25 protein-coding genes are annotated in these 26,466 nt (G+C 63.8%); 15 read left to right on the plus strand and 10 right to left on the minus strand.

Annotation, left to right across the window (positions count from 1 at the left end):
- Positions 1–7: 7 nt before the first annotated feature.
- Positions 8–2,731, plus strand: a complete 2,724-nt coding sequence (locus AAF563_19070) for a DUF4159 domain-containing protein (GenBank protein ID MEM7123387.1) — start codon at positions 8–10, stop codon at positions 2,729–2,731.
- A complete protein-coding gene (locus tag AAF563_19075; protein MEM7123388.1) occupies positions 2,728–4,812 on the plus strand; it encodes a hypothetical protein in 2,085 nt (694 codons plus the stop codon). The genes AAF563_19070 and AAF563_19075 overlap by 4 nt, the downstream gene beginning before the upstream one ends.
- Positions 4,813–4,821: 9 nt before the next feature.
- Here AAF563_19075 and AAF563_19080 read toward each other — a convergent pair whose 3' ends face one another.
- From AAF563_19080 to AAF563_19090, 3 genes are read right to left on the minus strand one after another with little or no spacing between them, the layout of a single operon-like run.
- On the minus strand, positions 4,822–5,724 hold the full coding sequence (locus AAF563_19080) for an NAD(P)-dependent oxidoreductase (GenBank protein MEM7123389.1): 903 nt from the start codon (positions 5,722–5,724) through the stop codon (positions 4,822–4,824).
- A gap of 11 nt (positions 5,725–5,735) precedes the next feature.
- Positions 5,736–6,380, minus strand: a complete 645-nt coding sequence (locus AAF563_19085) for a TetR family transcriptional regulator C-terminal domain-containing protein (protein MEM7123390.1) — start codon at positions 6,378–6,380, stop codon at positions 5,736–5,738.
- The gene (locus AAF563_19090; protein MEM7123391.1) at positions 6,380–7,153 is read right to left on the minus strand and encodes a class II aldolase/adducin family protein; all 774 of its coding nucleotides are present in this window, start codon (positions 7,151–7,153) and stop codon (positions 6,380–6,382) included. The genes AAF563_19085 and AAF563_19090 overlap by 1 nt, the downstream gene beginning before the upstream one ends.
- 166 nt (positions 7,154–7,319) lie before the next feature.
- Between AAF563_19090 and AAF563_19095 the strand changes: the two genes are divergently transcribed.
- Positions 7,320–8,090, plus strand: coding sequence for an SDR family oxidoreductase (locus tag AAF563_19095; protein ID MEM7123392.1), 771 nt, complete (start codon positions 7,320–7,322; stop codon positions 8,088–8,090).
- On the opposite strand, the gene AAF563_19100 is transcribed toward AAF563_19095, so the two are convergent.
- A complete protein-coding gene (locus tag AAF563_19100) occupies positions 8,087–8,746 on the minus strand; it encodes a phosphoribosylanthranilate isomerase (protein ID MEM7123393.1) in 660 nt (219 codons plus the stop codon). The genes AAF563_19095 and AAF563_19100 overlap by 4 nt on opposite strands.
- Positions 8,747–8,867: 121 nt before the next feature.
- On the opposite strand from AAF563_19100, the gene AAF563_19105 reads away from it, so the two are divergent.
- From AAF563_19105 to AAF563_19120, 4 genes are read left to right on the plus strand one after another with little or no spacing between them, the layout of a single operon-like run.
- Entirely contained in the window at positions 8,868–10,385 is a 1,518-nt protein-coding gene (locus AAF563_19105; protein MEM7123394.1) for a leucyl aminopeptidase, read from the plus strand.
- 33 nt (positions 10,386–10,418) lie between these two features.
- A complete protein-coding gene (locus tag AAF563_19110; protein MEM7123395.1) occupies positions 10,419–11,180 on the plus strand; it encodes an SDR family oxidoreductase in 762 nt (253 codons plus the stop codon).
- A gap of 16 nt (positions 11,181–11,196) precedes the next feature.
- Positions 11,197–12,042, plus strand: a complete 846-nt coding sequence (locus tag AAF563_19115) for a fumarylacetoacetate hydrolase family protein (GenBank protein MEM7123396.1) — start codon at positions 11,197–11,199, stop codon at positions 12,040–12,042.
- A gap of 1 nt (position 12,043) precedes the next feature.
- Positions 12,044–13,393, plus strand: a complete 1,350-nt coding sequence (locus AAF563_19120; GenBank protein ID MEM7123397.1) for an APC family permease — start codon at positions 12,044–12,046, stop codon at positions 13,391–13,393.
- Positions 13,394–13,428: 35 nt separating this feature from the next.
- Here the strand turns inward: AAF563_19120 and sbmA are convergent, their stop codons facing one another.
- Positions 13,429–14,703, minus strand: a complete 1,275-nt coding sequence (gene sbmA, locus AAF563_19125; protein MEM7123398.1) for a peptide antibiotic transporter SbmA — start codon at positions 14,701–14,703, stop codon at positions 13,429–13,431.
- 213 nt (positions 14,704–14,916) lie between these two features.
- On the opposite strand from sbmA, the gene AAF563_19130 reads away from it, so the two are divergent.
- Positions 14,917–15,369: a GNAT family N-acetyltransferase gene (locus tag AAF563_19130; protein MEM7123399.1), complete on the plus strand. Its 453-nt coding sequence runs from the start codon at positions 14,917–14,919 to the stop codon at positions 15,367–15,369.
- Positions 15,370–15,394: 25 nt separating this feature from the next.
- Here the strand turns inward: AAF563_19130 and AAF563_19135 are convergent, their stop codons facing one another.
- Together AAF563_19135 and AAF563_19140 are read right to left on the minus strand one after the other, a co-directional pair.
- On the minus strand, positions 15,395–16,597 hold the full coding sequence (locus AAF563_19135) for an aromatic ring-hydroxylating dioxygenase subunit alpha (GenBank protein MEM7123400.1): 1,203 nt from the start codon (positions 16,595–16,597) through the stop codon (positions 15,395–15,397).
- On the minus strand, positions 16,594–17,214 hold the full coding sequence (locus tag AAF563_19140) for a TetR family transcriptional regulator C-terminal domain-containing protein (GenBank protein MEM7123401.1): 621 nt from the start codon (positions 17,212–17,214) through the stop codon (positions 16,594–16,596). Before AAF563_19140 ends, AAF563_19135 begins: the two co-directional genes overlap by 4 nt.
- 124 nt (positions 17,215–17,338) lie before the next feature.
- Here AAF563_19140 and AAF563_19145 point away from each other — a divergent pair, with 124 nt between their 5' ends.
- A complete protein-coding gene (locus tag AAF563_19145) occupies positions 17,339–18,397 on the plus strand; it encodes an aromatic ring-hydroxylating dioxygenase subunit alpha (GenBank protein MEM7123402.1) in 1,059 nt (352 codons plus the stop codon).
- Positions 18,394–19,050: a glutathione S-transferase family protein gene (locus tag AAF563_19150; protein ID MEM7123403.1), complete on the plus strand. Its 657-nt coding sequence runs from the start codon at positions 18,394–18,396 to the stop codon at positions 19,048–19,050. The genes AAF563_19145 and AAF563_19150 overlap by 4 nt, the downstream gene beginning before the upstream one ends.
- Before the next feature lie 85 nt (positions 19,051–19,135).
- Here AAF563_19150 and AAF563_19155 read toward each other — a convergent pair whose 3' ends face one another.
- Entirely contained in the window at positions 19,136–19,456 is a 321-nt protein-coding gene (locus AAF563_19155) for a metalloregulator ArsR/SmtB family transcription factor (GenBank protein ID MEM7123404.1), read from the minus strand.
- Positions 19,457–19,565: 109 nt separating this feature from the next.
- Between AAF563_19155 and AAF563_19160 the strand changes: the two genes are divergently transcribed.
- Positions 19,566–20,192: a glutathione S-transferase family protein gene (locus AAF563_19160; protein MEM7123405.1), complete on the plus strand. Its 627-nt coding sequence runs from the start codon at positions 19,566–19,568 to the stop codon at positions 20,190–20,192.
- Between the two features lie 179 nt (positions 20,193–20,371).
- On the opposite strand, the gene AAF563_19165 is transcribed toward AAF563_19160, so the two are convergent.
- Positions 20,372–21,313: an agmatinase gene (locus tag AAF563_19165; protein MEM7123406.1), complete on the minus strand. Its 942-nt coding sequence runs from the start codon at positions 21,311–21,313 to the stop codon at positions 20,372–20,374.
- 103 nt (positions 21,314–21,416) lie between these two features.
- On the opposite strand from AAF563_19165, the gene AAF563_19170 reads away from it, so the two are divergent.
- Complete coding sequence (locus AAF563_19170) at positions 21,417–22,199, plus strand: DUF427 domain-containing protein (GenBank protein ID MEM7123407.1); 783 nt, start codon at positions 21,417–21,419, stop codon at positions 22,197–22,199.
- Between the two features lie 5 nt (positions 22,200–22,204).
- On the opposite strand, the gene AAF563_19175 is transcribed toward AAF563_19170, so the two are convergent.
- Positions 22,205–23,404 (minus strand): MFS transporter, encoded by a 1,200-nt coding sequence (locus tag AAF563_19175; GenBank protein ID MEM7123408.1) that lies wholly within the window; start codon positions 23,402–23,404, stop codon positions 22,205–22,207.
- A 168-nt stretch (positions 23,405–23,572) separates the two neighbouring features.
- Between AAF563_19175 and AAF563_19180 the strand changes: the two genes are divergently transcribed.
- The 3 genes from AAF563_19180 to AAF563_19190 form a co-directional block, all read left to right on the plus strand.
- Positions 23,573–25,816 carry a N,N-dimethylformamidase beta subunit family domain-containing protein gene (locus AAF563_19180; protein ID MEM7123409.1) on the plus strand — a complete coding sequence of 748 codons (2,244 nt, stop codon included), beginning with the start codon at positions 23,573–23,575 and terminating at the stop codon, positions 25,814–25,816.
- Between the two features lie 27 nt (positions 25,817–25,843).
- Positions 25,844–26,194: an ASCH domain-containing protein gene (locus AAF563_19185; protein MEM7123410.1), complete on the plus strand. Its 351-nt coding sequence runs from the start codon at positions 25,844–25,846 to the stop codon at positions 26,192–26,194.
- Positions 26,195–26,203: 9 nt separating this feature from the next.
- Positions 26,204–26,466, plus strand: a 263-nt coding sequence (locus tag AAF563_19190; protein ID MEM7123411.1) for an ABC transporter substrate-binding protein, incomplete at its 3' end; no start/stop codon positions are given.

Below are 26,466 nucleotides of genomic sequence, written 5' to 3' on the forward strand. Positions count from 1 at the left end.
GGTCTAGATGGTCAGCCTCGGTCCTCTCGCCTTTGTCGCCCCCTGGGTCCTGGTCGCGCTTGTCGTGGTGCCGCTGCTCTGGTGGCTGCTCAAGATCGTGCCGCCCTCGCCGCGCCTGGTCCGTTTTCCCGCCATTCGCCTGTTGTTCGGACTGGAGACCGACAAGCGCGCGGCTGAATCGACACCGCCCTGGCTCATCGCGCTCAGGATCGCGCTTGCCACGCTGCTGATCCTGGCGATCTCGCACCCGCTGCTGAATCCGTCGCACCGTTCGCTCGACGACGGTAACGTCCTGATCGTGATCGACGATGGTTGGGCATCGGCTGGAGATTGGCTTGCCCGGCTCGATACGATTGAAGACATTCTCGCCGTCAGCGAACGCGATCGCCGTTCCGTCATGCTGCTCAGAACGGCGCCCGAAGACGACGGTGTGCCGATCGACAACAGCGGTTTGATGGCGCCCGACGACGCGCGTCAGATTCTGCGCGCGATCGAGCCGCGCCCCTGGCCAACCGACCGTGCCAGCGCCGCGGCGGCGCTGGACGGCATCGATGACATCGCTAGCGTCTATTGGATCACCGACGGCATCGACGACGGCGGCACGGAGGATTTTGTCGCGCGGCTCGCCGAGCTTGGCGATGTCCAGGTGATCGAAAGCACCATGCCCGGTGGCGCGATGGTTCTGATGCCGCCCCATGATGAAGCCGGTCAGTTGATCCTGGAGGCACGCCGATCCGACGCGACCTTCGAGCAGACGATCTGGGTCAGCGCAACGGACGAGGACGACAGGCTGGTGGTGCGCCAGGAACTGACGTTCGCCGCCGGCGACACGGTGACCGACGCGCCGCTGGAGGTACCGGCGGAGATGCGCAATCGGATCGAGCGGCTGGAGATCGAGGAAGCCAACACCGCCGCGGCCGTGGTCCTGCTCGACCAACGCTGGAAACGCCTGCCGGTCGGCCTTGCCGCCGGCGGCGAGATCGAGAGCGATCAGCCGCTGTTGTCGCCGATCTTCTATCTGGAACGCGCGTTGGCGCCGGTCGCCGAAGTCAGGACCGGCAACGTGGCCACGCTATTGAGCCGTCCGCCGGCGGTCATGATGCTGGCCAATTTCGGCCAGATCCCAGTCGCCGAGCGGGCGCAGCTTGAATCGTGGATCGACGACGGCGGCATTCTCGTCCGCTTTGCCGGGCCGGAGTTTGCCCAGGATCATGACGATTTGGTGCCGGTGGAATTGCGCACAGGCGAACGCGCCATGGGCGGCGCCATGAGCTGGACCCAGCCCCAACGGATCGCGCCGTTTGATCCCGGTTCGCCATTCGCCGGTTTGGACGTGCAGCAGGATGTGCTGATCGATCTACAGGTTCTGGCACAGCCGACCCTCGACCTGGGCGCCAAGACATGGGCCAGGCTGGAAGACGGCACGCCACTCGTCACCGCCGAACGGCGCGGTAGCGGCTGGCTCGTTCTGGTGCACACCTCCGCCAACACCCAGTGGACCAACCTGCCGATCTCGATCCTGTTCGTCGACATGATGCGGCGCATCGTCGATCTGTCGCAGGGCACCGGCGCCGAACTGGGCGACGAGCCGCTGCCGGTGATCAGCGCCCTCAACGGTTTCGGCGTACTCGGTCCCGCACCGCCGACGGCGGGTGCGGTGGCCGCCAACGAGATCGACGATACGCTGGCCGGGCCGAGCCATCCGCCGGGCATTTACGGCACCCAGGATCTCAGGCGTTCGCTCAACCTGGGCGCGGCGCTCGATGCGCCGACGCCGCTATCGGAGCTGCCGGAAGGCTTCACGGTCACTGGGTTCGAGCGCCATGACGAGGTCGATCTGAGGCCCTGGCTGTTCGGCTTGGCCGGCCTGCTGGCGTTGTTGGAGATCTATGCCAGCCTGGCATTGCGCGGGCTGGTCCCCGGCTTCGGCACCGGCATGCGACTGGCCGCGGTGCCGTTGCTCTTCCTCTTCCTGTTGCCCGCCGATCAGGCCTTCGCGCAGCCGGCCGATGACGCCATTCCGGCCGGCGTTAACGACGTGCGGTTCGGTTACGTGGTCACCGGCAACAACCAGGTCGATCAGGTCTCGCACACCGGCCTGGCCGGGTTGAGTTCGATCCTGCGCGCGCGCACCTCGGTCGAACCGGGCGAGCCCGTCGCGGTCGATCTGGAAGAGGACGAGCTGATTTTCTTCCCGCTCGTCTACTGGCCGATCACCGCCGAGCAGCCGCTGTTGAGCGACGCCGCGCGGGCGAAGCTCGACGCCTACCTCAGAACCGGCGGCATCCTGGTTGTCGACACCCGCGACGCCGACGAGGAACTGCAGGGCGTGACCGGCACCGGCTCCAACGCCGCCCGCCTGCAGGAACTCCTGGCCGGGATCAACGTGCCGGCGCTGATACGCGTGCCGACCAATCACGTCCTGACACAGGCGTACTATCTGCTGGCGGACTTCCCCGGCAGGTGGGCCAACGGCTCGGTCTGGGTCGAACGCCATCCTGGCGGCGTCAACGACGGCGTCTCCGCCATCATCATAGGCAGCAACGACTGGGCATCGGCCTGGGCGTTGAACGATCAGATGCAACCCCTGTTTCCCGTCGTCCCAGGCGGCGAACGCCAGCGCGAGATGTCGTTCCGCTTCGGCGTGAACCTCGTGATGTACGCGATGACCGGCAACTACAAGGCCGACAGCGTGCATTTGCCAGCGATCCTGGAGCGGCTTGGCCAATGACCGCGACCGTCACCGATATCGCCTTTTCGCCGCTGCTGCCCCTATGGCTCCTGATCCCGTTTGCGGCGGTCGTCGTTCTGTTGCTCGTCTATGGCGTCGTCCGCGGCGCGCCCGGCATGGCGTGGCGCACCCTGGTTCTGGCCGCGCTGGCCTTGGCCATGGCGAACCCCTCGCTGATCGAGGAGCGACGCGAGGCGCTGCCGGACATCGCGCTGATTGTCGTCGACGAGTCCGCGAGCCAGACGATCGGCGAACGCGACGAGCAGACCCAGACAGCGCTCGACGCGATGCTGGAGCGGTTCGAACGGCTCGACAATCTCGAGACGCGGGTGGTGACAGTCGACGCCTTGAGCGCGCTCGATGACGACGGGCTGCCGGCATCGGGCACCGCGCTCTTCGCGCCGATCCGTCAGGCGCTGGCCGACGTGCCGCGCGAAGCGGTATCCGGCGCCGTCCTGATCACCGATGGCGAGGTCCACGACGCGCCGCAGACGCTTGAGGCGTTCGGCGTCGACGCCCCGGTCCACGTCCTGCTGACCGGTGAGCGCCAGGAGGTCGACCGCCGGCTGGTTCTTCTCGAAGCCCCGCGTTACGGCATCGTCGATCAGCCGACCAAGCTGGCGTTCCGCGTCGAGGACAGCAACGATCCCACCGGCACCGCCGAGGTGACGTTGACCGCGCCCGGCGTGTCACCGGTAACCCACACGGTGCCGATCGGCGAGCGCTATGAGATCTTTTTCTCCCTGGACCGCGCCGGTATGTCGATGGTCGAGCTTGACCTGGCCGACCGGCCCAACGAACTGACCGACATCAACAACCGGGTCGTCCTGGCCGTCAACGGCGTGCGCGAGGATCTGAAGGTCCTGTTGATTTCCGGCGAGGTGCACACCGGCGAGCGCGTCTGGCGGAACACGTTGAAGGCCGATCCTGCCGTCGAACTCGTCCACTTCACCATCCTGCGCCCGCCGGAGAAACAGGACGGCACGCCGATCCGCGAACTGTCGCTGATTTCATTCCCGGTGCGTGAGCTGTTCGAGATGAAGCTGCTCGACTTCGATCTCATCATCTTCGACCGCTACCGCAAGCGCGGCGTGATCCCCGAGCAGTACCTGGAGAACATCGCCGAGTACGTGCTGGAGGGCGGCGCCATGCTGGTCGCCGCCGGCCCCGACTTCGGCACCCAGCTCGGCCTGCACACGACCGTTCTGGGCGAGTTGATGCCGGCGATCCCGACCGGCGACGTCGTCGAATACGGTTTCAACATCCTGCCGACCGACACCGGCCGACGTCACCCTGTCACCGCCGATCTGCCGGGCGCCCAGGACGAGCTGCCGGACTGGGGTCGCTGGTTCCGCCAGGTCAACGCCACCGCACCGACCGGCGAGGTCCTGCTGGACGGTTATGAGGGCCAACCGCTGTTGATCCTGCAACGGGTCGGCGAGGGCCGTGTCGCCCAGTTGCTCTCCGACCACGCCTGGCTATGGGCGCGCGGTTATGAGGGCGGCGGGCCGCAGCAGGAGTTGTTGCGTCGCCTGGCGCATTGGCTGATGAAGGAACCGGAACTCGAAGAAAACGCCATTCGCGTCAGCGCGATCGGCAACCGGCTCTCCATCATTCGCCAAAGCCTGGAGGACGAGGCCGGCGAGGTGACGGTGATCGCGCCTTCGGGGACGGAGACGACGGCCACTTTGACCAATGAGGCGCCGGGCCGTTCGAGCGCGGAGATCCGTGTCAGTGAAGCCGGCCTCTATCGCGTCACCGACGGAGAGCTGGAGACCATTGTCACGGTCGGCGAACTCAACCCGCGCGAATGGCGCGACCCACGCGCCAAGACCGACATGCTGCAGCCGATTGTCGACGCCACCGGCGGCGGCATCACCTGGATAGCCGACGAACGCCTGCCGACCGTGCGCCAAGTCGCGGCTGAACGCGACCGCAGCGGCCAAGGCTGGATCGGCGTGTTGGACCATGGCCGGTTTATCGTCCGCGGCATCGACAACACGCCGCTGCTGCCGGCTTGGCTTGCTCTATTGCTCATAGTCGGCGGCCTCGCCATGGCGTGGCGCGCGGAAGGCCGTTAGAGCGAGAAGTTAGTTGTCGTGAACGCTACCGCCACGCAACGGCGTGTCATGGTCATCTTCCAGCAGCTTCACCGCCATCAGATGATTGGATGCGCCGCCAAAGGCTTCGCAGGCTTGGGCATAGATCTGCTCAGTGAGGCCGCAGAGCGGTAAATCGACACCGGCCGACTGGGCGAGTTCGCGCGCCAGCCGTAAGTCTTTGTGCGCCAGCATGAGGGTGAACGAGGGATCGTAGTCGCCGTTCAAGATCGACGGTCCGTAACGGTCCGCGACGTAGCTGCTGCCCGTGCTGTTCTGAATGATCTCAAGCATCTTGTCGGCCCTGACCCCGCCCCTGACCCCCAGCATCATGGCTTCGGCGAGCGCCAGGGAGTGCACGTAACAGAGCACGACCTGGGCGATCTTCGCGGCGTAGCCGGCACCGTTTGGACCGAGATGATCGATGCGCGTGCCGATCGTCTGGAGAACCGGCAGGACACGGCGAAAGACATGCTCGTCACCGCCGACCAGGACCGAGAGCGCGCCGTCGGCCGCACCCTCGGACCCGCCGGAAACCGGCGCGTCCAGCAAGGCCACGCCGCGCGCGTTCGACGCGGCCAGGATCTCGCGGCCAACCGTCTGATCGTTGGTGCTGAGCTCGATCCAGGTCGTGCCGGTCATCATGTTGGCGATCAGCCCGTCCTCGCCCAACGCGACTGCGCGGATCTGCGCCGGACCCGGCAGGGATGTCATGACGACATCCCTATCGGCAGCAGCCGCCCCAGCCGATACCGCGACAGTGGCGCCAAGATCCGCGAGACGACGGCACTTATCAGCGTCGAGATCATGGACTGTGAGGTCATAGCCGGCACGCGCGAGGTTCGCGGCCATGGCACCGCCCATCACACCCAGTCCGATAAAACCGATCCGCATGACGTCGCCGGTCAGGGCCGACCGGTGCCCAGCAGGCAGCCGTCGATGTACCGTTCGGCGACTTGGATGGCATCTTTCGGCCCCAGCCCGTCGCGCCCGGTGGCCAGGTTGTTCCATAGGCCATCGACGACCGTGATCAGACCGAGCGCGGCATGGGCAGCATCCAGACTGACATTACGCTTAGTGGCCGCAGCGGCGAAGGCGGGTTCGTAGAGTTCCTGCAGATGCTCGGAGACCTGGCGGATGACATCCAGAAACACTGGCTGAGACCGGCTGGCATTGGTGAAGGCTTGCCAGGCGGCGATGGCATCGGGGCTGAAGATGGGCGGCTCGAAGCTTGATCGTGCCATGCGTTTGATCGCGTCGTCGGGCCGCAGCGACCGGTCGTTCGCGATCGCCTTCTTCACCGCCATGGCCTGGGCGTCGAAAGTCTCGCCCGCCGCCGCCAACAGCAGCTCTTCCTTGCTGTCGAAGTAATGGGCGATGAGGCCGCGCGACGCCCCCGCACCATGGCAGATCCGTTCGACCGTGGCGCCGGTCAGATCGTAACGCCCGACCGTGGCGATAGCCGAGCGGATCAGGCTCTCGCGCCGATAGACCCGGTTCTCCGCGCGGTTGCGCGGCGCGGCGACCGGCATGGCAATGTCGGCGGTCATCAGTTGCGATAGGACGGATCGGCCCGGTCGCAGCGGCGCAGTAGCGCGGGCCATTCGTAGGTGCCCGGCGAAAACGCCTTGTACTGTTCGACCGACAGCTCCCACAGCGACGTATCGGCCGGTTCAAGCGGCAAGCCTGCGCCCTGCGCACTCATAGCGACGTCGCACATGCGGATCAGGTAGTACATGTTCATGAAGGCCTCGCCCGCCGTCTCGCCCACGGTCAGGAAGCCGTGGTTGCGCATGACCAGGCACTTGTTGTCGCCAAGGTTCTCGGCAATGCGGAACCGTTCGTCCAGATCGACCGACAGACCTTCCCAGTCGTGATAGCCGATCTTGCCGTAGAGCATGGAGGAGTCCTGAATCAGGTACGGAATGCCGTCTTTGAACGACGTCGCGGCAATCGCCTGGGGCGGATGGGCGTGGAACACGAACTTGTTGTTCGGGTGGTGCAGATGAATGGCGCTGTGGATGACGAATCCCGCGGTGTTCACGTCGGTCGGACCTTCCAGCACGTTGCCGTGCTCGTCGACCTTGATGAGGTTGCTGGCCGTGACCTCTTCGTAGAGCAGGCCGAAGCGGTGCATCAGAAAGTTATGGTCGGAACCGGGCACCCGCGCGGTGATGTGGTTCCAAATTACGTCGTCCCAGCCAAACATGGCGGTCAGTCGGAACATGGCGGCAAGGTCGATACGGACCTGTTCCTCCGCCTCACTGGTGCGAACGGCTCCCTCGGCATGCTTGAAATCGGCGGCGGATACTTCGGTGTCCATGGCGCGTCACTCCGGCCTGATGGGTGGTCTGAAGCAGGGTATAGAGACGCCAATTATGATGAACAACAAAAAAATGATGATCGTCCAATTTTTGGCGCGTAAGCTCTCGCATGGCCGAAAAACGCCGTTTCTGGTGGTTTCTAGCTGGTATGGGGAGGATCAGTCCGTGGACATCTCGTTGGCCGGCAAGCGCGCCGTCATCACCGCTGGCGGCGCCGGCATGGGTCGGGCGACGGCGCTTGCCATGCACCGCTTGGGCGCCCGCGTCCTGACCTGCGACATCGACGAGGCTGCTCTGGCGTCCCTGCCCGATGGCATCGAGGCGGTGCGCTGCGATGTCTCGAAGTCCTCGGAGGTCGCCGCCCTGTTCGCCGATGTCGATACAACCGGCCTCGACATCCTGATCAACAACGCCGGCATCGCCGGACCGACCAAACCGATAGAGTCGGTGACTGACGACGAGTGGCGCGCCGTCATGGGTGTGTGCATCGACTCCCAGTTCTACTGCGCGCGCCACGCCGTGCCCGTCTTCAAGACGCAACAGCAGGGCGTCATCATCAATCTGGTGTCCGGTGCCGGCATCCTGGGTTACCCCAACCGCGCGCCCTATGTGGCGGCAAAATGGGCGGTGACCGGTCTGACCAAGACACTCGCCATGGAACTCGGGCCCGACAACATCCGGGTCAACGGCATCGTGCCCGGCAACGTCAATGGCGAGCGTATGGAGGGCGTCATCAAGGCGCATGCCGAGAACGACGGGCTGGACGTCGAGACCGTGCGCCGCCTCTACGCCATCGGCACGTCGATGCAGTGTTACGTCGACCCCGAGGAGATCGCCGACCTCATCTGTTTCCTGTGTTCCGACTACGGCCGCCACATCTCCGGCCAGATCGTCGGTGTCGACGGCAACACGGAGACGCTTTACCCGAGGAGCTAGCCGGCGCCTTTCGACTGCTCGACAAATGCCGCTACCTTCTGAAGATCCTTGGTTTCGCCGTCCGTGCTGTCGGTCTTGGTCTTGGAGTCGACGCCGGCCGGGCCGACCGCCTTGATCGCCTCGGCGACATTGTCCGGTCCCAGGCCGCCGGCCAGTATGACCGGCATGGAGACCGCCTCGACGATGCGTCGGCTTATCGACCAGTCGTGAGTAATGCCCTGGGCGCCGATCTGGCGGTCGCCGGGCGCGTGGCTGTCCAGCAGCAGCCAGTCGGCGATGCCCTCATAGTCGCGCGCCCATCCGATGGCGGCCTCACCGACCACCGGTATCGCGCGCATGATCTGGGTTTCCGGAAACTGACATTTGATGCTGCGGGTCTGGTCGACCGAGAACAGCTCAATCGCCGCGCCGATGTGAACAACATCCGGCGTGGTCTCACGGATGACGCGCGCGACCTCGTCCGGACTGTCTGAGAGCGATAAGGCGATGGAAATTTTGCCCGGCGGCAGAGCCTCAAACGTCGCGCGCGCTTCGGCACCAGGGCGCTCGCGCGGGAAGGCGCCCGGGCCGACAAGCACGCCCATGTGGTCGACGCCCAGATCGGCGAGCTGACGGGCTTCCTCCGGTCCGGATACTTCATAGATCTGGGTCAACATCGGCACTGCCCTCGGCCCCCTTGGACGCGCTCGACCATACGCCGCGACAATCCTGTCACCAAGCGGTTGTCAGACAGCCGCGCGTCACTAGACTCGCGCGAGACTTGTGCAAGGGAATTCCATGAACACTTCGTTTGTCGAACAGGCTGTGGCGCCCGGCGACGGCACACTGATTCTTGGCGTCTTTTCCGACGGCGCCTTCGACGCCGTCACGCAACCCTACGACACGGCATGCGGCGGCGCGCTTCGCCGGATCGTTGACGCCAGCCGGTTCTCCGGCAAGCGTGACGATACCCTGGACGTCACGGCCTCGTTCGACGGCGCGGCACGCCAGGTCGTCCTTGTCGGCCTCGGCGAACCCGACAAACTGGACGCACGGGCTTGGGAAGAGATCGGCGGAGCGCTTGCCGCTCACCTGACGACGACGGGTCAAACGGCTGCTGTCCTGGCCCTCGATACGCCTGTGGACGCGCCGCTCTCCGGCGGTAGGGCACTTGCCCATGTCGCTTTGGGCCTGCGCCTGCGCGGCTACAGTTATGATCGTTACCGGACGTCAAGGGATGACGATGCCCCCTGTCGAATCGACCGGTTGACGGTCGCAACACACGAAGTCGAAACGGCGCGGGCGGCCTGGCAAGACCTAGACGCCGTCGCAGGCGGTATCGAACTCGCCCGCGATCTCGTCAACCAGCCAGCCAACGACCTTTTCCCTGTGTCGTTTGTCGAGCAGATCGGATCCTTGGCCGATCTCGGCGTCGATATCGAAGCGCACGGTCCGGACTATCTGAGCGAACAAGGCATGGGCGCCATGCAGGCGGTCGCACAGGGCAGCGGTCATGAACCGCGTCTGCTGATCCTGCGCTGGTCGGGCGCCGATGACCCGGATGCCGCGCCACTCTGTTTCATCGGCAAGGGCCTGACTTTTGACAGCGGCGGCATCTCGATCAAACCGGCCAAGGGCATGGAGGAAATGAAAGGCGATATGGCCGGCGGCGGCGCCGTCGTCGGCGCGCTGCAGGCGCTCGCCGCACGCAACGCCGGGGTCAACGCGGTCGGGATTGTCGGCCTCGTCGAGAACATGGCCGGCAGCCGCGCCTATCGACCGGGTGATGTCCTGACGTCGAAAGCCGGCTGGACCATCGAGGTCTTGAACACCGACGCGGAAGGCCGCCTGGTTCTGCTCGACCTGCTGGCCTATGCGGTCGAGCGTTTCGAGCCGGCCGCCATGATCGATCTGGCGACGCTGACCTATGACATCATGGCCGGTCTGGGCCTCGTCTACAGCGGCATGTACACCAACGCCGACGCGCTTGCCGCCGACTTGGAAGCTGCATCGGCCGCCAGCGGTGAGAAGCTGTGGCGCATGCCGCTGGATCAGGAGTACGAGGACAACCTGGGCTCCGACATCGCCGACTTGCGCCAGTTCGCCGAGCCCGGCGACTACGCGGACGCGGCCCATGCCGCGCAGTTGCTGCAGCGTTTCGCGCGTGGCCGCCCGTGGGCCCATCTGGACATCGCCGGCAAGGAGATGGCCTATGACGACAAGCCGCTCTGCCCCAAGGGCGGCACCGGCGTCGGCGTGCGCCTGCTCGACGCCTTCGCGCGAATCCGCGAGGACAGCGGCGATCCGGACAGCTAGGATGCCGCGCCAAACATCAAATCGGGGAACACCATGCGGGCAAGCTATGATCTTCAGGGCCGCAAGGCGCTGGTCACCGGCGGTGCGTCGGGCATCGGCCTGGGCGCGGTCGAGGCGTTCTTGCGCTGTGGCGCCAGCGTCGCCATCAACGACCTGCCGAGCTCGCCGCGTCTGGCCGAGGAAGTCGAACGTCTGAAGTCGGAAGGCCATGACGTCGTCGCCGCGCCCGGGGATGTCGGCAATGCCGACGACGCACCACGCATGATCCGCGAAGCCGCCGAGGCACTCAACGGCCTGGACTACTTGATCAACAACGCGGGCACGCCGGGCACCTCGCTGCCGATCCCGGCCGCCGATTTCGATGCCCAGGATGAAGCGTTCTGGGACAAGCTCTTGAACGTCAATCTGATCGGCCCCTATCGCTGCACCAAGGCGGCGACACCGTTCCTGAAGGCGTCCGGCGGCGCGATCGTCAACACGGCGTCGATCTCGGCCCACGGCGGCGGCGGCTCCAGCTCGGTCTATTGCGCGACCAAGGCAGGGCTGGTGAACTTGACCAAGGAGTGGGCGCGCGCGCTGGCGCCAGACGTGCGCGTCAACGCCATCGCGCCGGGCGCGGTCGACTCGCCCTGGGAGTGCCGCTTCCCCGACATGTTCGACGATATCGAAAACATCGTGCCGCTGAAGCGTGTGGGGTCGCCGGACGACTATGGCGACACCATCCTGTTCCTGTCGGCCGGCGCCGACTACGTCACGGGCCAGACACTGAACGTCGACGGCGGCCTGACCACATAACCGGGGGATTACATCCATGAAACTTGTGCGCTACGGCAGGCCGGGCAAGGAAAAGCCGGGTTTGGTCGACGATTCAGGCGCGATGCGCTCGTTGGCCGACGAAATCGATGACATTGATCCGTCCGTCCTGTCGGCGGCGGCGCTGAAGCGTCTCAGCCGGATTGACCCGGCGAGCCTGCCCAAGGTGCGCGGCAAGCCGCGCCTGGGTCCGCCGCTTGCCGGCATCAATAAGATTATCTGCATCGGCCTCAACTACACCGACCACGCTGAGGAGGTCGGCATGGCGGCGCCCGACAAGCCGATCGTCTTCTTCAAACCGACAACGACTCTGTGCGGCCCCAACGACGCGATCGAGCTGTTGCCCGACAGCCGCCATGGCGACTGGGAGGTCGAGCTGGGCGTCGTCATCGGGCGCGGCGGCAAGAACATCGCCGAGGCCGATGCGCTGAAGCATGTCGCCGGCTACTGCACCTGCCACGATGTCTCCGAGCGCAAGTTCCAGGGCTACGGCTCCGGTCAATGGGTACTCGGCAAGTCTGGCGACACGTTCTGTCCGCTCGGCCCCTGGCTGGTCACCGCCGACGAAGTGCCCGATCCCCAGAATTTGAGGCTGTGGTGCGAGGTCAGCGGCAAGATGATGCAGGACGGCACGACCGCCAACATGATCTTCCCGGTCGCCCACCTGATCAGCTTCGTCAGCCGCTTCATGTCGCTGGAGCCCGGCGACGTCATGGCAACCGGCACGCCCGCCGGCGTCGGCCAGGGCAAGAAACCGCGGGTGTTCCTGAAGGCCGGCGACAAGGTGCGCATGGCGGTCGAGGGGCTAGGCGAACAGGAAAGCGATATCGTCGCGCCTGCCTGACATGACAAGCGCCCAGCCCAAGCTCGACCGCAGCCTGGGTCTGGGCGCGGTCGTGCTGTTCGGCCTGGCCTATATGGCGCCGATGATCGTCTTCGGCACCTTCGGCGTCCTGGCGGACAAGTCCGAAGGCACGGCGGCGGGGGCTTATCTGGTGGCGCTGGCCGCCATTCTGCTGACCGCCTACAGCTATGGGCGCATGACCTCGATCCATCCGGTATCGGGGTCGGCCTATAGCTACACAAGGCGCACGATCAACGCCCATGCCGGGTTCCTGGTCGGCTGGGCGGTCCTGCTCGACTACTTCTTCCTGCCCATGGTGATCTGGCTGATCGGCGCCGCCTATCTGGGCGCGGCGCTGCCCGACATCCCGTCGTGGATCTGGGTCGTCGCCTATGTCGTCCTGACGAGCGCGATCAACATCATCGGCATCCACTTCGCCAGCAGGGTGAACTTCATCCTGATGGTCGCTCAGTTTCTGATCGTCGCAGCGTTCATGGCGCTTGCCGCGCATTACGTTGTTGAGGTCTCGGACGGCGGCTCGCTGCTGTCGGCCGACCCCTTCTTCCAGCCGGGCGTGCCGTTCTCGGCGACACTCGCCGGCGCGGCGCTGGCGGTCTATTCGTTCCTGGGCTTCGATGCCGTCTCGACCCTGGCCGAGGAGACCATCGAACCGCGCAAGACCATGCCGCGCGCGATCTTCCTGATCGCGCTGATTGGCGGCGGCGTCTTTATCGGCGCCTCCTATGTCACCGAACTCGCGCATCCCTCGACCCAGTTCCAGAACGAGGACGCCGCGGCGTTCGAGATCGCGCGCAAGGTCGGCGGCGACATCTTCGTCACCGTCTTCCTGATCGGCATGGTCGTCACCCAGTTCACCGCCGGCCTGTCGGCCCAGGCGAGCGTCGGGCGCCTGCTTTACGCCATGGGCCGCGACCGCGTCTTGCCGCGCCGCGTCTTCGGCTACCTCAACGCGCGCTTCAAGACACCGGTCTTCAATATCGTCATGGCCGGCCTGTTCGGCCTGCTCGCCATCGCGCTCGACGAGGCAACCTCGACCTCGTTTATCAACTTCGGCGCCTTCACCGCCTTCACCTTCGTCAATCTCTCGGTGATCGCGCACTACCTGCGCCACCGCCATGACGGCGAACGGCGCGGCCTGTTGCTGTGGGTCGTCGTGCCGGGCCTGGGCGCCATTCTCGACCTCGGCCTTTTGGCGAGCCTGGACAAGGACGCACTGATCCTGGGCGTTGTCTGGCTCGCCATCGGGATCGGCTACCTCACCTACCTGACCAAGGGCTACAAGGTGCCACCCCCCGACCTCGACATCGAGGAGGCCGAGGGGGCGGGTTAGCGACGCTCCATCTACAGACCTAATCCACGATCAACTTAGTCAGGCCGGTTGTCGCGTTCGATGTCCGCTAACTGTCTGCCTTGCATGGTGGCCTCAAAAGCGTGGAGGCGTTTGTAGATCGACATCATCTCGACGATCGTTGTCCAGGAGTTGATGAGGTACTGGAACGAGCTTTCGACACGGCCGAAGGCGCGCACAATCTGCTGCAGGATACCGAGCGTGATCGTCGCGGAGACGATTGTCGGCCCAAGCGCAAAATAGGGTACGAGTACGCCGACCTGCAGGTAGCTGATGCGTACCAGGTTGAAGTAAAGGTAGTTCAGATAGAGCCGGAAATAGTTGCGTCGGACGTCGGCGAACAGTTGATCCAACGTCGGTGGCTGCGCGCGGCTGGGATCATCTTCGCCGAAGACAAGCTCTTTGCGATAGGCCGCCTCGACGCGTTGGTTGCGGAACTCCAGGCCCGGTAGGCGAATGCCGGCAAGCGCCACGAGACCGGTGCCGAACACAGACCACACGATAGCGATAACGACAAGCGCCTGGGGGATTTCGCCGATGATCGGTATCTCTTTGACGTGCTCCGACAGAGCCCAAAGAATCGGCAGGAAAGCGATCAGCGTCATTAGTGCATCGATCAGACTGACACCTAGGCTCTCCATGATGGCGGCAAAGCGCATGGTGTCTTCCTGAACGCGCTGCGACGCGCCCTCGATATGGCGCAGTCTCTGCCAGTTGGCGACGTAATAGTCGTTCATCGCCGTACGCCAGCGGAAGATGAAGTGGCTGACGATGAACCGATTGATGGAGGCGACGATGACAAAGACCATCGCGATCTCCAGGAAGTCCAGCAACAGCAGGTAGTACTCTGTCAGACTGATCGAGCCAGGCTCGCTTAGAGCCAACTGGACGGCATCATAGAAACGGCCAAACCAGTTGTTGATCATGACGTCGAGCTGAACCAGGAACCACGTAATGAAGATGATGATCGACGCCACGACGACCGACCACCAGAACCAGCGATGGGGCAAGAAGCGGTGAACCAGAAAGGCGAAGATGGCACCAGCGACGATCATGTACTGGTAAAGCCAGACATCGACGGCGAACAGGCGTTGGTTGGCGTAGGCATCCATCGCCATCTCGTCGGCCTCGGGCGGCGGGGCTTCGGGATAGCCGTAGCCAATCAGTCCGCCCAGGCTGAGCGACTCGCCGAGATCGGCGCCGAAGATGAACCAGATGGCCATCGACAGCCCGGTCCACACAAGAGCGGCGGGGAAAAAGATGCGGGGATTGGGAAAGAACGAATGAAACACCGGTCGGACCTCGTCGCTGGTTCGGCCGGGCCACCACGAGCGGCGCCCGACGCTCACGGTCGATGGCGCACACTGGGTGAAGCCGGGCCGACTTGCAACGAAGGCGTTGGCCCGCTCGCGGGATCGTTTGGCAGGCTTTTCGCCCGTTGATGACCGCCAATCAGGGCTACACTGCCGGCATCGTTTGACACCGGGCGAAGAGAGGGTCCGGCCATGAGACTACGTACCGCGACCAAAGACGACCTTCAGGCGATTGTGGCCCTGCTGGCCGATGACGTCCTGGGCGCGACAAGGGAGCGGCTGGAGGATCCTCTGCCTGCCGCCTATGTCGAGGCGTTCGACGCCATCGAACGGCAGTCCGGCAACCGGATCATTGTTGCCGTCGACGACAACGACGATGTCATGGGCTGCCTTCAGCTGACATTGACGCCGGGCCTCGCCCGCCACGGCATGATGAGGGCAACGATCGAGGCCGTCCGCATCGCCCGAAACCACCGCAACACCGGTCTTGGCGAACAGATGTTCAGATTTGCCATTGACGAGGCGAAGAAAGCGGGCTGCGGCCTCGTTCAGCTAACAACCGACCGGACCAGGCCCGACGCCCATCGTTTCTACGAGAGGCTCGGCTTCGAACCCAGTCACATCGGCATGAAACTCAATCTCTAGCTTGAGCCGATCAGGCCATAGAACATCAGGCCTGCAACCGGTCGACGACCAGGTTCTGGAAATGATGCACGGCGCTTTCCCAGTAGGCCGAGAACCGTGTCTCCATGCCGAGCTCGTCGCGCTGGGCGTGCTTGGTCTGGACCTCGCGCACCATGGGGAAGTCCTGCTCGCCGACCTTGATCCAGGCGTCGCGCACCGCCTCGCGGGTCGCGCGGTGTTCGTCGTCCGTCGCCGCCTCGCCGATGAAGTGAAAGGCGCGGCGCGTCGGCGTCCGATCATGGGCCATCGGATAATAGATGTTGGTGACGACGTGGTCGTCCAGGACGGAGACGATGGCGTTGGGCACGATAAAGAAGAGCACGAGCTCCCGCGAGAGCCCGTCTTCACCCACCTTCTTGCCGTTGTAATGGGGGAACATCGGCAGAGTGTCGCCGGTCAGCACTTCTGTCTCGCGTCGGCTGGCGATCGAGACATAGGTGTTGCCGCCCCGCTCGCCACGGAAGACGCCGCTCCTGGGTCCGATCTGAGGGTGAACCCAAGGCAGGTGGTAGTCCTCGCATCCGGTCTCGATGGCGAGCTTCCAGTTGCCGTCGAACTGCGCCTCGGTCGTCAGGCCTGAGAACTGCACGACCGAGAGGTCGTGGTCGGGGACACGCTCGTGAACCGGGCGGATGAAGTCCTCGAACGGCTCGGCTTGGCCGTCGATGTTGACGAAGACGAAGTGCATCCAGGTCTCACTGCGCACCTCGCGCAAGCCCAGCGTTGCCTTCTCGATGCCCGGCTGCTCGGCGCTGACCTTGCCGGTCGTCTCGTCGATGCCACCGATATCCGGCGTCGCGATCAGCCGGCCGTTGAGGTCATAGGTCCAGCCGTGCCAGGGACACTGCAGCCTTTGGGCCTTCTTGCAGGGCTCGGTCAGCACGGTCATCGACCTGTGCCGGCAGATATTGTGGAACACCTTGACCTCGCCCTGGCGGTTGCGTGCCACGATGAAGTCCCAACCGGCAATCGAAACCGGTTGGGCGTCGCCCGGCTCGGCAACGTCCGACTCATAAGCGATCGCCATCCAGCCGCGCGGGAAAATCATCTTGCGCTCCAGCTCGAAGAAGTCGGGGTCGGCATAGACTCGGCCCGGCAGGCCCTCGGCCTCGCCGACCGGACGGCGCAGGCACGCGACCTGTTCGGCGCTGACAAAGTCATCGAGATTGAGCTGTTTCATGATGGTCATGGGGTCGTCTCCTCTTCCGGTGCCGTATCGGCGGCAAACATGGCGAGCGTGCTGCTGATCAGTTGCGCGCGCCGCTCTGGCGAAAAGCGCTTGGGGTCAAGCGCGGTCCGCACGAATATGCCCTCTCCCAGGGCGACCAGCTGATCGGCGGTGTCGTCGGGGTCCAGGTGGCGTGGCAGATCGCCGACCGCGATAGCGTCCTCGACCTGCTCGCGGACCAAGCCGCGATAGCGGTCATAGAACGACATGTTCAGCGCACGATGGCGATCATCGATGGTCGCGCTGGACCAAAAGCCGAGAAGCGCGGCGACACGCCCGGACTTGAGCTCGCCCGGCGCCAGCGCTTCGATCGTCGCGCGTACCCGCGGCATGCCCGCGGGCAAGACCGCCAGGGTCTCCGTCAGACGTTCAGCGGTCTGCTCGGCGATCAGCTGATAAGCGAATGCCATGAGTTCACCGCGGTCGCGGAAATAGTGGTGAATAACCCCGGTCGTAAAACCGGCCTCACGCGCGATCTCGCGCAGCGTCGCGCCGTCAACGCCGTGCTTGGCGATCACGCGCCATGTCGCTTCGGCGACCTCTTCGCGGCGGGCATCATGGTTCACGACCTTAGGCATGGACGAGCGACCCTTTCATCGGCTATGACATCAGCCAGTTTTTTAACATGTCACATGTTATAAATAAATCTATCGAAGTCAAACACCGATGTGCCTATGACAAGGTTTATGTGAGGAAGTCGCCATGTCCGCGCCGCAAACCCTGACCGACACGCTGCCCGCCGCGTGGTACCACGATCCCGATCAGTACGAGCGTGAGCGCCACTTGATCTTTGCGCGCAACTGGTGGCTGGTTGGGCGCGAGGCCGAGCTCGATCGGGCCGGCGCCTATCTCACAGCCAATGTGGCGGGCTGGCCGGTGTTCGCCGTGCGCGACCGCGTCGGCGGCTTACGCGCCTTCCACAATGTCTGCCGCCACCGCGCAGGGCCCCTGTTCACCGACGCCGGCGGTCGCTGCCAAACCCTGCGCTGCCAGTATCACGGCTGGATGTATGGCTTTGACGGCAGCCTCAGAACGGCGCCGGGCTTCCCCGATTCAGGCGCCCTCGACAAATCGAAGTTCGGGCTGTTTCCCGTGCGCGTCGAAACCTGGCGGGGGCTTGTCTTTGTCTGTCTCGAAGAAGCCGCGCCGGACCTCGCAGCCTGGATGGGCGATGTCGATCGCCTGGTGGATGACTACCCGGCGACGGAGACGTTTGTCTTTCTTGACGAGACGACGATCGCCGGCGCCTGCGACTGGAAGGCCTATGGCGACAATTCGTGTGAAGGTTACCACCTGCCCTTCGTTCACGGAGCGCTGAATAAGGCGGTCTCCGATGCCGACATCCGGACCTACGAGAATGGCGGCTTCGTTGGTTTCCATGTCGACTACGGCGGCACGTCGGACGTGCGCGCCAACAAGGGGCTGTGGATCTATAAGTACCCCGGCCTGTTGCTGCACTACTCCGACCGCGCCCTCAACATCGAGCAGGTCGAGCCCGACGGCTCAGGTGCCATGACCATCCGCTCGTGGTACTGGTTTCCGGCAGGCGAGGAGGACTATGGCCGGTCCTACATCAAGGATTCCATCGCCGTGATGGACGAAGACATGGGAGTGTGCGTAAAGGTTCAGAAGAACCTGGAAGCCGGCATCTACCAGTCCGGCAAGCTGTCACCGGAAAAGGAGCCCGGCACCATCTTCTTCCAGGCTCTCATCCGCGAGGCGCTGGAGGCCGATCCGCCGCGCCTCGGTTTGGCCGCATGACTACACCCGTCCTCTATATCGGCAACAAAAACTATTCGTCGTGGTCGCTCAGGCCGTGGCTGGTCTTCGAGCATTTCGGTCTGCCGTTCGAGGAAAAACTGATTCCGTTGTTCGACGACAAATGGGATGCGGCAATCGCTGAGGTCTCACCGTCGCACAAGGTGCCGTGCCTGGTCGACGGCGATCTGACCATCTGGGAGACCCTGGCGATAATCGAGTATGCCACCGATCGCCATCCCCAGGCCGCTATCTGGCCAGACGGTTTCGAGGCACGCGCGGTCGCGCGCAGCGTTGCCTGCGAAATGCATGCGGGTTTTGCCGACCTGCGTTCGGCGATGCCGATGAACATCCGCAAGTCCCTGCCCGGCCGTGGCCATACGCCCGGCGCGCTGAACGATGTCGCTCAGATCCAGGAACGGTGGAACCGATGCCGCGGCGATTACGGCAGCGGCGGCGACTTCCTGTTCGGCGCCTTCTCGGCCGCCGACGCCATGTACGCGCCGGTCGCCAGCCGACTGTTGACCTATGGTGTCGACCTCGACCCCGTCTCGTCTGCCTATGTCGATGCGATCGTAGCGCTGCCGGCCATGCAGGCCTGGAGCGAGGCTGCGCGCCAGGAACCCTGGGTCATCGCCGAAGAAGAACTGGACTAACAGTCCTTCGACGGGTGCCCAATTCTGTTCGTGGTCGTTGCTTGTGTGTGCGATCGGACAGGTCTGCGCGCACAAAGGCCGCAGTCTAATTCTTGTCCAGGTCGTCCAGATAGCGAGACAGCGAGTCGAACTGGCCGTCCCAAAACGCGCGATATCCGTCCAACCATTCGGCGGCATCCTTCATCGGTGTTGCCATCAGGCTGCAGTACCTGGTGCGCCCCCGTTTGGTGACACGGACAAGACCGGCATCTGAGAGCACTCGGACATGCTTGGACACGGCCGTCAGCGACATCGCATACGGTGCCGCCAGATCGGATATGGGCATGTCACCATCGGCGAGCTGAGCAACGATCGCGCGCCGCGTGGTGTCGCTCAGCGCGGCAAAGGTTCGACTTAGATCGGGCATCGGTGGTGGACTCATTAGTGAACTAGTTGGTTGACTTTAACGTGTTCCCACGTTAGTGAACCGATAAGTTCACTGTCAACATCAACCTACTCACCGGAGACGAACCACCATGAAACTCTACGACGCAATGACGCCCAACTCGCTGCGCGTTCATGTTTTTCTCGCCGAGAAGGGTATCGAGGTCGATCGTGAGAAGATCGATGTCCTGGGCGGCGGAACGCGAACAGCTGACTTTCTGGCTATCAATTCTCTCGGAGAGCTCCCGGTTCTCGAAACGGACGATGGGCACATCCTGACAGAGAGCGTCGCGATAAGCCGATACTTGGAAGAGCTTTATCCCAATCCCCCGCTGATGGGCGAAAGCGCCTTTGACCAAGCGCGTATCGAGATGTGGAACCGGCGCATGGAGCAGCAGATCTTTGGACCGATTGGCAACGTGGGGCGCCACACCCTGCCGTTCTTCGCCGACAAGGTCGAACAGCTGGCCAACTTCGCCGAATCGCAGAGCCGCCTGTTCGATAGCAACTGGGCATGGCTCGACAGCGAGTTGTCAGACGACAGGCCTTTTGTCGCCGGCGACGCGTTCTCGATCGCGGACATTACGGGAATGGCCGCACTCTTCGTCTGTGACATCCTGCAAAAAACGTTGCCTGACAATTTGAGTTTCGCCAATCGGTGGGCACGGACGATGAAGGCGCGTGAGAGTTTCGCGTCACGTATGGTCAAGGCCGCATAAGCCAGCACGATATGGGGTCGCTTACGCGGCGCGGGCCGAAAAAGCTCGGGCTGCGTCTGCGTTCTTCCAGTCCTCTTTCCGCGATTGCGACAACCGGGTTGCCCTGTGCTGCAAAGCGCTGCAACGATCCTCGTGTGAAGACGCGCCGTTGACGTTAACGCGCAGAAGCGGCCGTTTTCCTAGCTCTTCTTCGACGCCACGTTCTCGCCCATCAGGCAGAGGATCTCCCACATCATCTGGGCGCCGGTCAGCGCGGTCTGGCCCGAGGGATCAAACGGCGGCGAAACCTCGACCACATCGCCGCCAACGATGTCGAGACCGCGCAGGCCGCGCAGCATCTGTTGCGCCTCAAAGGTGGTGAAGCCGCCGACCTCAGGCGTTCCCGTGCCCGGCGCATAGACCGGGTCCAGGCCGTCGACATCGAAGCTGATATAGGTCGGGCCGTCGCCGACCACCTCGCGCGCCTTGGCGATCACGGCATCGATACCCATAGCGTAGAGGTCCTCGATATGAATCACGGTCATGCCGGATTCATAGCTGAACGCCCACAATGGCTCGGCCGGCCCACGAATGCCGATTTGGATCGTGCGTTTGGGATCCAGCACACCATCTTCGACAGCAACCTTGAACGGTCCGCCATGATGGTGTTTGTGGCCGAACAGTTCCGGCCCTGTGTCGCAATGGGCGTCGAAGTGGATCAGACCGACGGGCCGATCGGCGGCGATCGCCTTCATGATTGGCAAGGTGATCGAATGGTCGCCGCCTGCGGTCAGCGGCAGAATGCCGGCGGCATGGACCTTCTTATAGAACGCCTCGATGTCATCCATGGCGCGCTCAAGGCTGTAGACACCCTCGATCAGAACGTCGCCCAGATCTGCCGATTCGGCGATGTGATAGGGCCGAATGCCGGTCTGATGGTTGGTATGGCCCATCAATGTCGACTGTTCGCGCAATCCCCGCGGGCCATGGCGCGCGCCGGGACGATTGGTCACGCCGCCATCGAACGGGACGCCGATCAAGCCGATCTCGACCCCATCCCAGTCGCCGTCGGCACGCAAGGGACGGCGCATGAAGGTCGCGACACCGGAGTACCGCGGACGATAGATCTCGCCTGACGGCATCAACAATTCGCGAACATCATCCTCCTGGTCCTTACCCATGCATCTGGCCCTTTTTCAACGTGTCGGTCGCGCCAATATAGACTCTAACAGCGGAGAAGACGCCATGACCGAGTTGTCACGCATCGCCAATCCGGCGCCCGGCTTCCAGGCGCATCCGAACTATCAGATCGAAATCCTACCATGCGCCAAACGCCTGCGCGCCATGTTCGGCGGCCAAACGGTGTTCGATACGCTCGATGCGGTCATCTTGCGGGAGACCGAACACCTGCCGGTCTATTACGTGCCGCGCGCCGATGCCGACATGGCGCTGCTGACCGGCAGCGACCACACGACCCACTGCCCATTCAAGGGCGACGCGTCCTATTACAGCCTGGCGCATGGCGACCGCGTGGCGGAGAACGCGGTCTGGACCTATGAAACGCCGTTCGACGAGTGCCGCTCCATCAAAGGTTACCTGGCGTTCTATTGGGACCAACTCGATCACTGGTACGAAGAAGACGACGAGGTCCACGTACACGCCCGCGATCCGAAGGCGCGGATCGACATCGTCGCGAGTTCGCGTCCGGTTCGCGTCGAAGCCGCCGGCGAGACCATTGCGGAGACAACGCGCGCGCGCTTCCTGTTCGAGACCGGTCTGCCGGTCCGCTACTACATGCCACTGGAAGACGTACGCCAGGATCTTCTTATCGCGTCGGATACAAAGACGCGCTGCCCGTACAAGGGCACGGCCAGTTATCACCACGTCAAGATCGGCCAAACCGTAATCAACGATGCGGTCTGGCACTACCCCGATCCACTCGACGAAGTCGGCCGGATCACCGGCTATCTCTGTTTCTATCCGGAAAAAGTCGGCCGTCTCACCGTCGACGGCAAGGACGTACCGTAAGGCGTTCAGTCCGACGTCCGCGCGTCCGACTCATTGCCGACCACAAGCGGCGGCGCGCTGGAGATACGCCGCAACAACACGCCCAGGAAGATGGCGCAGAAGATAACCCCGACGATCGGCATACCGACAGGGCCCAGCGCGTCCATCGCGCCGCCGCTGATGCTCGGTCCGATGACGCTGCCGATGGCCCACAAGAACATGAAACTGGTCGTCGCCCCGACCAACTGCGCGCTGCGGAAACGTCGCCCCATGGCGGTCAGCGCAATGGTATAGAAACTGCCCAGCGTTGCCCCCATCAGCAACAAGGTCGGATAGATTAGGACGGGATCGGTCACCAGAAACGGCAGCGCCGCGATGGTGAGCAGCGTCACGAACGTGCAGGCGGCCATCAGACGCCGTGTCTCCACACGGTCGGCAAGAAAACCTACCGGTATCTGCGCGATGATCGCGCCCACGACAAAGATCGTCAGCATCAGTTTGGCTGTATCTTCGCCGACGCCCATATCAACACCGTAGACCGGCAAAAGCGACAAGGTCGCGCTGTCGATCAGGCCGAACATAAGGCCCGCCATCATCAGCGACGGCGCGATGGTGAAGAAATGGATAATGCGCGCCCGATGATCACCCTGTAGCGCCGCCTGCGCGCCGCCTGCGACCGCGAGCGGCACCAAGCCAACCAACACAATCCCGATGCCGATATAGAGCGCCGTCCAGGTCTGCGTGTCCAGGACCGTCAGCATCATCGGCCCCAGACCAAAGCCGCCGTGCTGGAACATGCCGGCGACACCGATCAGACGGCCGCGCCGGCGTTCGTCGGCAAGCTGGTTGATCCAGACATCACCGGCGGTAAACGCGAGTTCGGCCGACAGGCCCAGCAGAAACCGGATCGGAAACCACAGCCAGACCGACGGGAAAACCGGCAGCAAGGCAAGCGCCACGGCCATGCCGACCATGCCGGCGGCAATAACGCGTTTGACGCCGAAGCGCCGGATCAGCCGAGGCGCCAGAAGTGCCAGGAACATCACCGCCAGCATCTGGACGGACGCGTTCAGCCCGTTCAGCAAGGGCGAGACACCCTGATGATGCAGAGTCAGCGCCAGGAACGGATAGCTGATGCCCAACGTCACCGTGACGGTGGTCGTCGCCGCGATACAGGCGATGATACCGCGGGTGCGCTGGCCTGATGACAGGGTAACCGTACTCATAGTGCTGGTTTAGAGATTTCCCAAATTGGGGCAAGCCATGGTTTCCTCATGGCAGACGTGAGGGGTTCTTATGGGTGCCTGGCATCGGCTAGGTTGTCGCCATAGCGACTGGCCGGAATCCCAGACGGTTCGGGGCGGCGCACGGTCGCAACAAGGGGCAGGTGAACCATGTTGAAGAAGAAACTCGCGGCCTATGCCGACGAGATCTCCGTCGCGCCAGGCGACACGATCCGCATCATGGCAAGCGCAGACGACGGGGTATCCAGCTATACGGCCAGCATCGTGCGCCTTCTCTCCGGCGACGACCAGCCGGGCGGTCCCGGCTATCGCGACGACGTGCTCGACGTGCCCGCCAACGGCAGCCACGCGGCACGCCACCAGCCGACGTGGCCCGGCGCCTATGGCGCGGTCGGCCATAACAAGGCGTTCGACAAGCTGGAGAGCTTTTCGCTGCAATGCCTGTTCTGGCCGACGACGCCGGAACGGCCGTGGAAGTCGATCGTCTCCAAGTTCGCCGAAAGCAATGAGTTCGGCTGGGGTCTCTTCACCAATGGCGACGGGCACGCCTGTTTCTTCGTCGGCGACGGCAACGACCATCGCACAGCCCGCGCCGTCGCGCCGGAACCACTGATCGCGCGCCAATGGTATCTGCTGACCGGCAGTTACGACGCCGAAACCAAGACGCTTAAGATCGTCCAGCGCATGATCAATCCCGTGCCCACCATTCAGGCGTGCTCAGAGGCGACGGTCCCGGCGCCCGAGATGGGCAACATCCACAACCGGGAAGCCGCCTTTATGGTCGGCGCCTACAACAACCAAACCGAAAGCGGCACGTGGTTTCCCGGCGGCCACGTGAACGGCAAAATCGAACGCCCGGTCTTGATCAACCGCCTGCTCGACGACGACGAGAGCGCCGCCCTGCTGACCGGCGCCCTGCCGAAGAAACTTGCCAGGGACGCCGTGCTCGCCTGGGATTTCAGCCAGGAGATCGGCAGCGACAGGCTGGTCGATATCTCCGGCAACAAGCTGGACGGTGAGGCCGTCAACCTGCCGATCCGCGCGGTGCGTGGCCACAACTGGGACGCCACCGAGTTCAACTGGACCAAAGCGCCGGAGCAGTGGGGCGCCATGCACTTCGTCGAAGACGCAATCTACGACTGCGGTTGGCGGCCGGATTTCGAGGTGACGATCCCGGAAAGCGCCAAGAGCGGCCTTTATGCCGCCAAGCTGGAAGCCGACGACAGCGCGCCGGAGTTCGTGCCGTTTGTCGTGCGCCCGCCGGCGGGCAAAACGACGGCGTCGCTGTGTGTGCTCGTGCCGACCGCGAGCTATCTGGCCTATGCCAATCTGGACGAGCAGATTGCCTCGGCGGAGTACGACTATCAATTCAACCGAACGCCACGTCTGGGTCCCGACGACCTCCATCAGCAGGAACATCCGGAGTTCGGTGTCAGCATGTACGGCCTGCACGCCGACGATACCGGCCCGCATTACAGCTCGCGGCTCAGACCGATCGCCAATCTGAGCCCCCAGCACAATTCGCTGTGGCAGATGAGCGCGGACATGCATCTGATCGCCTGGCTCGAGCACGAGGGCATCGCCTATGACATGGTGAGCGACGAGGATCTCGACCGCGAAGGCGCGGACCTGCTCGCCCGATGGCCGTGTGTCATGACCATGAGCCATCCCGAGTATTATTCAACCCGCATGCTGGACGGCATTCAGGACTATACGCGCCAGGGTGGCCGGCTGATGTACATGGGCGGCAACGGTTTCTATTGGCGCGTCGCATTCCGTAACGACAAGCCGGGCGTCATGGAGATGCGCCGGGCCGAAGACGGCTCGCGCTCCTGGATCGCCGAGCCCGGCGAGTACCACATGAGCTTCACCGGCGAGCTGGGCGGTCTGTGGTGGCGTGGCGGCCGCACGCCCCAATCAGTCGTCGGTGTCGGTTTCATCGCCCAAGGCTTCGACTGGTCGAGCCCCTATCGCCGACAACCCGGCAGCCACGACCCGCGCGCTGCCTGGATCTTCGACGGCCTGGGCGAGGACGAACTGATCGGCGACTTCGGTCTGCTCGGCGACGGCGCGGCGGGCTGGGAGCTCGACTGTGCCGACCCCTTGCGCGGCACGCCGCCGCACGCCCTGGTGCTGGCCAGCTCCTTCGACCACTCCGATACCGTCTTGATGGTCAACGAGGAGCTCGGCCACATGCACCCGATGATCTATGGCTCGCTGCAGCCCCGGGTGCACGCGGACATGGTGTTCTTCGAAACCGACAACGGCGGCGCCATCTTCTCGACCGGCTCCATCGCCTGGGTCTCGGCCTTGCCGTGCAAGAACTTCGACAACAACGTAGCGGCCATCACGCGTAACGTGATCAAGCGCTTTTGTGACAAGATACCATTCTGAGGGAGTCGGACCATCACCGTGCACCGCATGCAATGGTTCCAATTGGCGCTGATCGACCAGATCATCGACGGCAGCAAGACGGCGACCGTGCGGTTCGTCGCATGGAGCGAAGGTCTTGATGCGAACAATACCGCGCTTCATGTCGGCGCGACCTATGATGTGATCGACCGCGACGGCATGACACGATGCCGGGTGCGCTTGACCGGCATCGAACTCGTCCGCTGGGACGCCATTCCTGAACGGTTGTGGCGGCGCGACCCCGCTGTCTCAGGCGAGATCAGCCTGGAGGCGTTTCGCGCGGATCACTGGGACTACTTTCACCAGCCGTCCGACGACTTCGCGTTTCTCGGCGTCTACTTCGACCGAGTCGATGGCTGAGTGGCGTCCATGACGCCTTTCCGTTTCTATCTGGACTGGCATGTGGACTGTCAGTTCGCCGGTCTGATCTGGGCGCGCGAACAGGGCCTCTACGGCGAAGCCGGCCTGGAGGTCGACCTGGTCGCCCCGGAACGCCATCCCGAGCGCACGGTCCTCGACCTGATTGCCGACGACCCGTGTTCGGCGGGCTGCTGCGAAGACAATCTCGTGGTCCAACAGGGCGCCGACGGCAAGCCGGTGCGCGCCATCGGCGCCATGTTGCAGGAAACGCC

This window comes from Pseudomonadota bacterium, assembly GCA_039028155.1.
Lineage (GTDB): Bacteria > Pseudomonadota > Alphaproteobacteria > SP197 > SP197 > JANQGO01.

What these genes read in the sequence shown, in the direction of transcription:
- AAF563_19165 (MEM7123406.1), bottom strand. Translation starts at nt 21,313, where the DNA reads ATGCCGTCAGGCGAGATCTATCGTCCGCGGTACTCCGGTGTCGCGACC.
- AAF563_19100 (MEM7123393.1), bottom strand. Translation starts at nt 8,746, where the DNA reads ATGTTGACCCAGATCTATGAAGTATCCGGACCGGAGGAAGCCCGTCAG.
- AAF563_19080 (MEM7123389.1), bottom strand. Translation starts at nt 5,724, where the DNA reads ATGCGGATCGGTTTTATCGGACTGGGTGTGATGGGCGGTGCCATGGCC.
- AAF563_19170 (MEM7123407.1), top strand. Translation starts at nt 21,417, where the DNA reads ATGACCGAGTTGTCACGCATCGCCAATCCGGCGCCCGGCTTCCAGGCG.
- AAF563_19075 (MEM7123388.1), top strand. Translation starts at nt 2,728, where the DNA reads ATGACCGCGACCGTCACCGATATCGCCTTTTCGCCGCTGCTGCCCCTA.
- AAF563_19160 (MEM7123405.1), top strand. Translation starts at nt 19,566, where the DNA reads ATGAAACTCTACGACGCAATGACGCCCAACTCGCTGCGCGTTCATGTT.
- AAF563_19115 (MEM7123396.1), top strand. Translation starts at nt 11,197, where the DNA reads ATGAAACTTGTGCGCTACGGCAGGCCGGGCAAGGAAAAGCCGGGTTTG.
- AAF563_19085 (MEM7123390.1), bottom strand. Translation starts at nt 6,380, where the DNA reads ATGACCGCCGACATTGCCATGCCGGTCGCCGCGCCGCGCAACCGCGCG.
- AAF563_19150 (MEM7123403.1), top strand. Translation starts at nt 18,394, where the DNA reads ATGACTACACCCGTCCTCTATATCGGCAACAAAAACTATTCGTCGTGG.
- AAF563_19105 (MEM7123394.1), top strand. Translation starts at nt 8,868, where the DNA reads ATGAACACTTCGTTTGTCGAACAGGCTGTGGCGCCCGGCGACGGCACA.
- AAF563_19175 (MEM7123408.1), bottom strand. Translation starts at nt 23,404, where the DNA reads ATGAGTACGGTTACCCTGTCATCAGGCCAGCGCACCCGCGGTATCATC.
- AAF563_19135 (MEM7123400.1), bottom strand. Translation starts at nt 16,597, where the DNA reads ATGACCATCATGAAACAGCTCAATCTCGATGACTTTGTCAGCGCCGAA.
- AAF563_19130 (MEM7123399.1), top strand. Translation starts at nt 14,917, where the DNA reads ATGAGACTACGTACCGCGACCAAAGACGACCTTCAGGCGATTGTGGCC.
- AAF563_19145 (MEM7123402.1), top strand. Translation starts at nt 17,339, where the DNA reads ATGTCCGCGCCGCAAACCCTGACCGACACGCTGCCCGCCGCGTGGTAC.
- AAF563_19110 (MEM7123395.1), top strand. Translation starts at nt 10,419, where the DNA reads ATGCGGGCAAGCTATGATCTTCAGGGCCGCAAGGCGCTGGTCACCGGC.
- AAF563_19180 (MEM7123409.1), top strand. Translation starts at nt 23,573, where the DNA reads ATGTTGAAGAAGAAACTCGCGGCCTATGCCGACGAGATCTCCGTCGCG.
- AAF563_19185 (MEM7123410.1), top strand. Translation starts at nt 25,844, where the DNA reads ATGCAATGGTTCCAATTGGCGCTGATCGACCAGATCATCGACGGCAGC.
- AAF563_19070 (MEM7123387.1), top strand. Translation starts at nt 8, where the DNA reads ATGGTCAGCCTCGGTCCTCTCGCCTTTGTCGCCCCCTGGGTCCTGGTC.
- AAF563_19090 (MEM7123391.1), bottom strand. Translation starts at nt 7,153, where the DNA reads ATGGACACCGAAGTATCCGCCGCCGATTTCAAGCATGCCGAGGGAGCC.
- AAF563_19140 (MEM7123401.1), bottom strand. Translation starts at nt 17,214, where the DNA reads ATGCCTAAGGTCGTGAACCATGATGCCCGCCGCGAAGAGGTCGCCGAA.
- AAF563_19155 (MEM7123404.1), bottom strand. Translation starts at nt 19,456, where the DNA reads ATGCCCGATCTAAGTCGAACCTTTGCCGCGCTGAGCGACACCACGCGG.
- AAF563_19120 (MEM7123397.1), top strand. Translation starts at nt 12,044, where the DNA reads ATGACAAGCGCCCAGCCCAAGCTCGACCGCAGCCTGGGTCTGGGCGCG.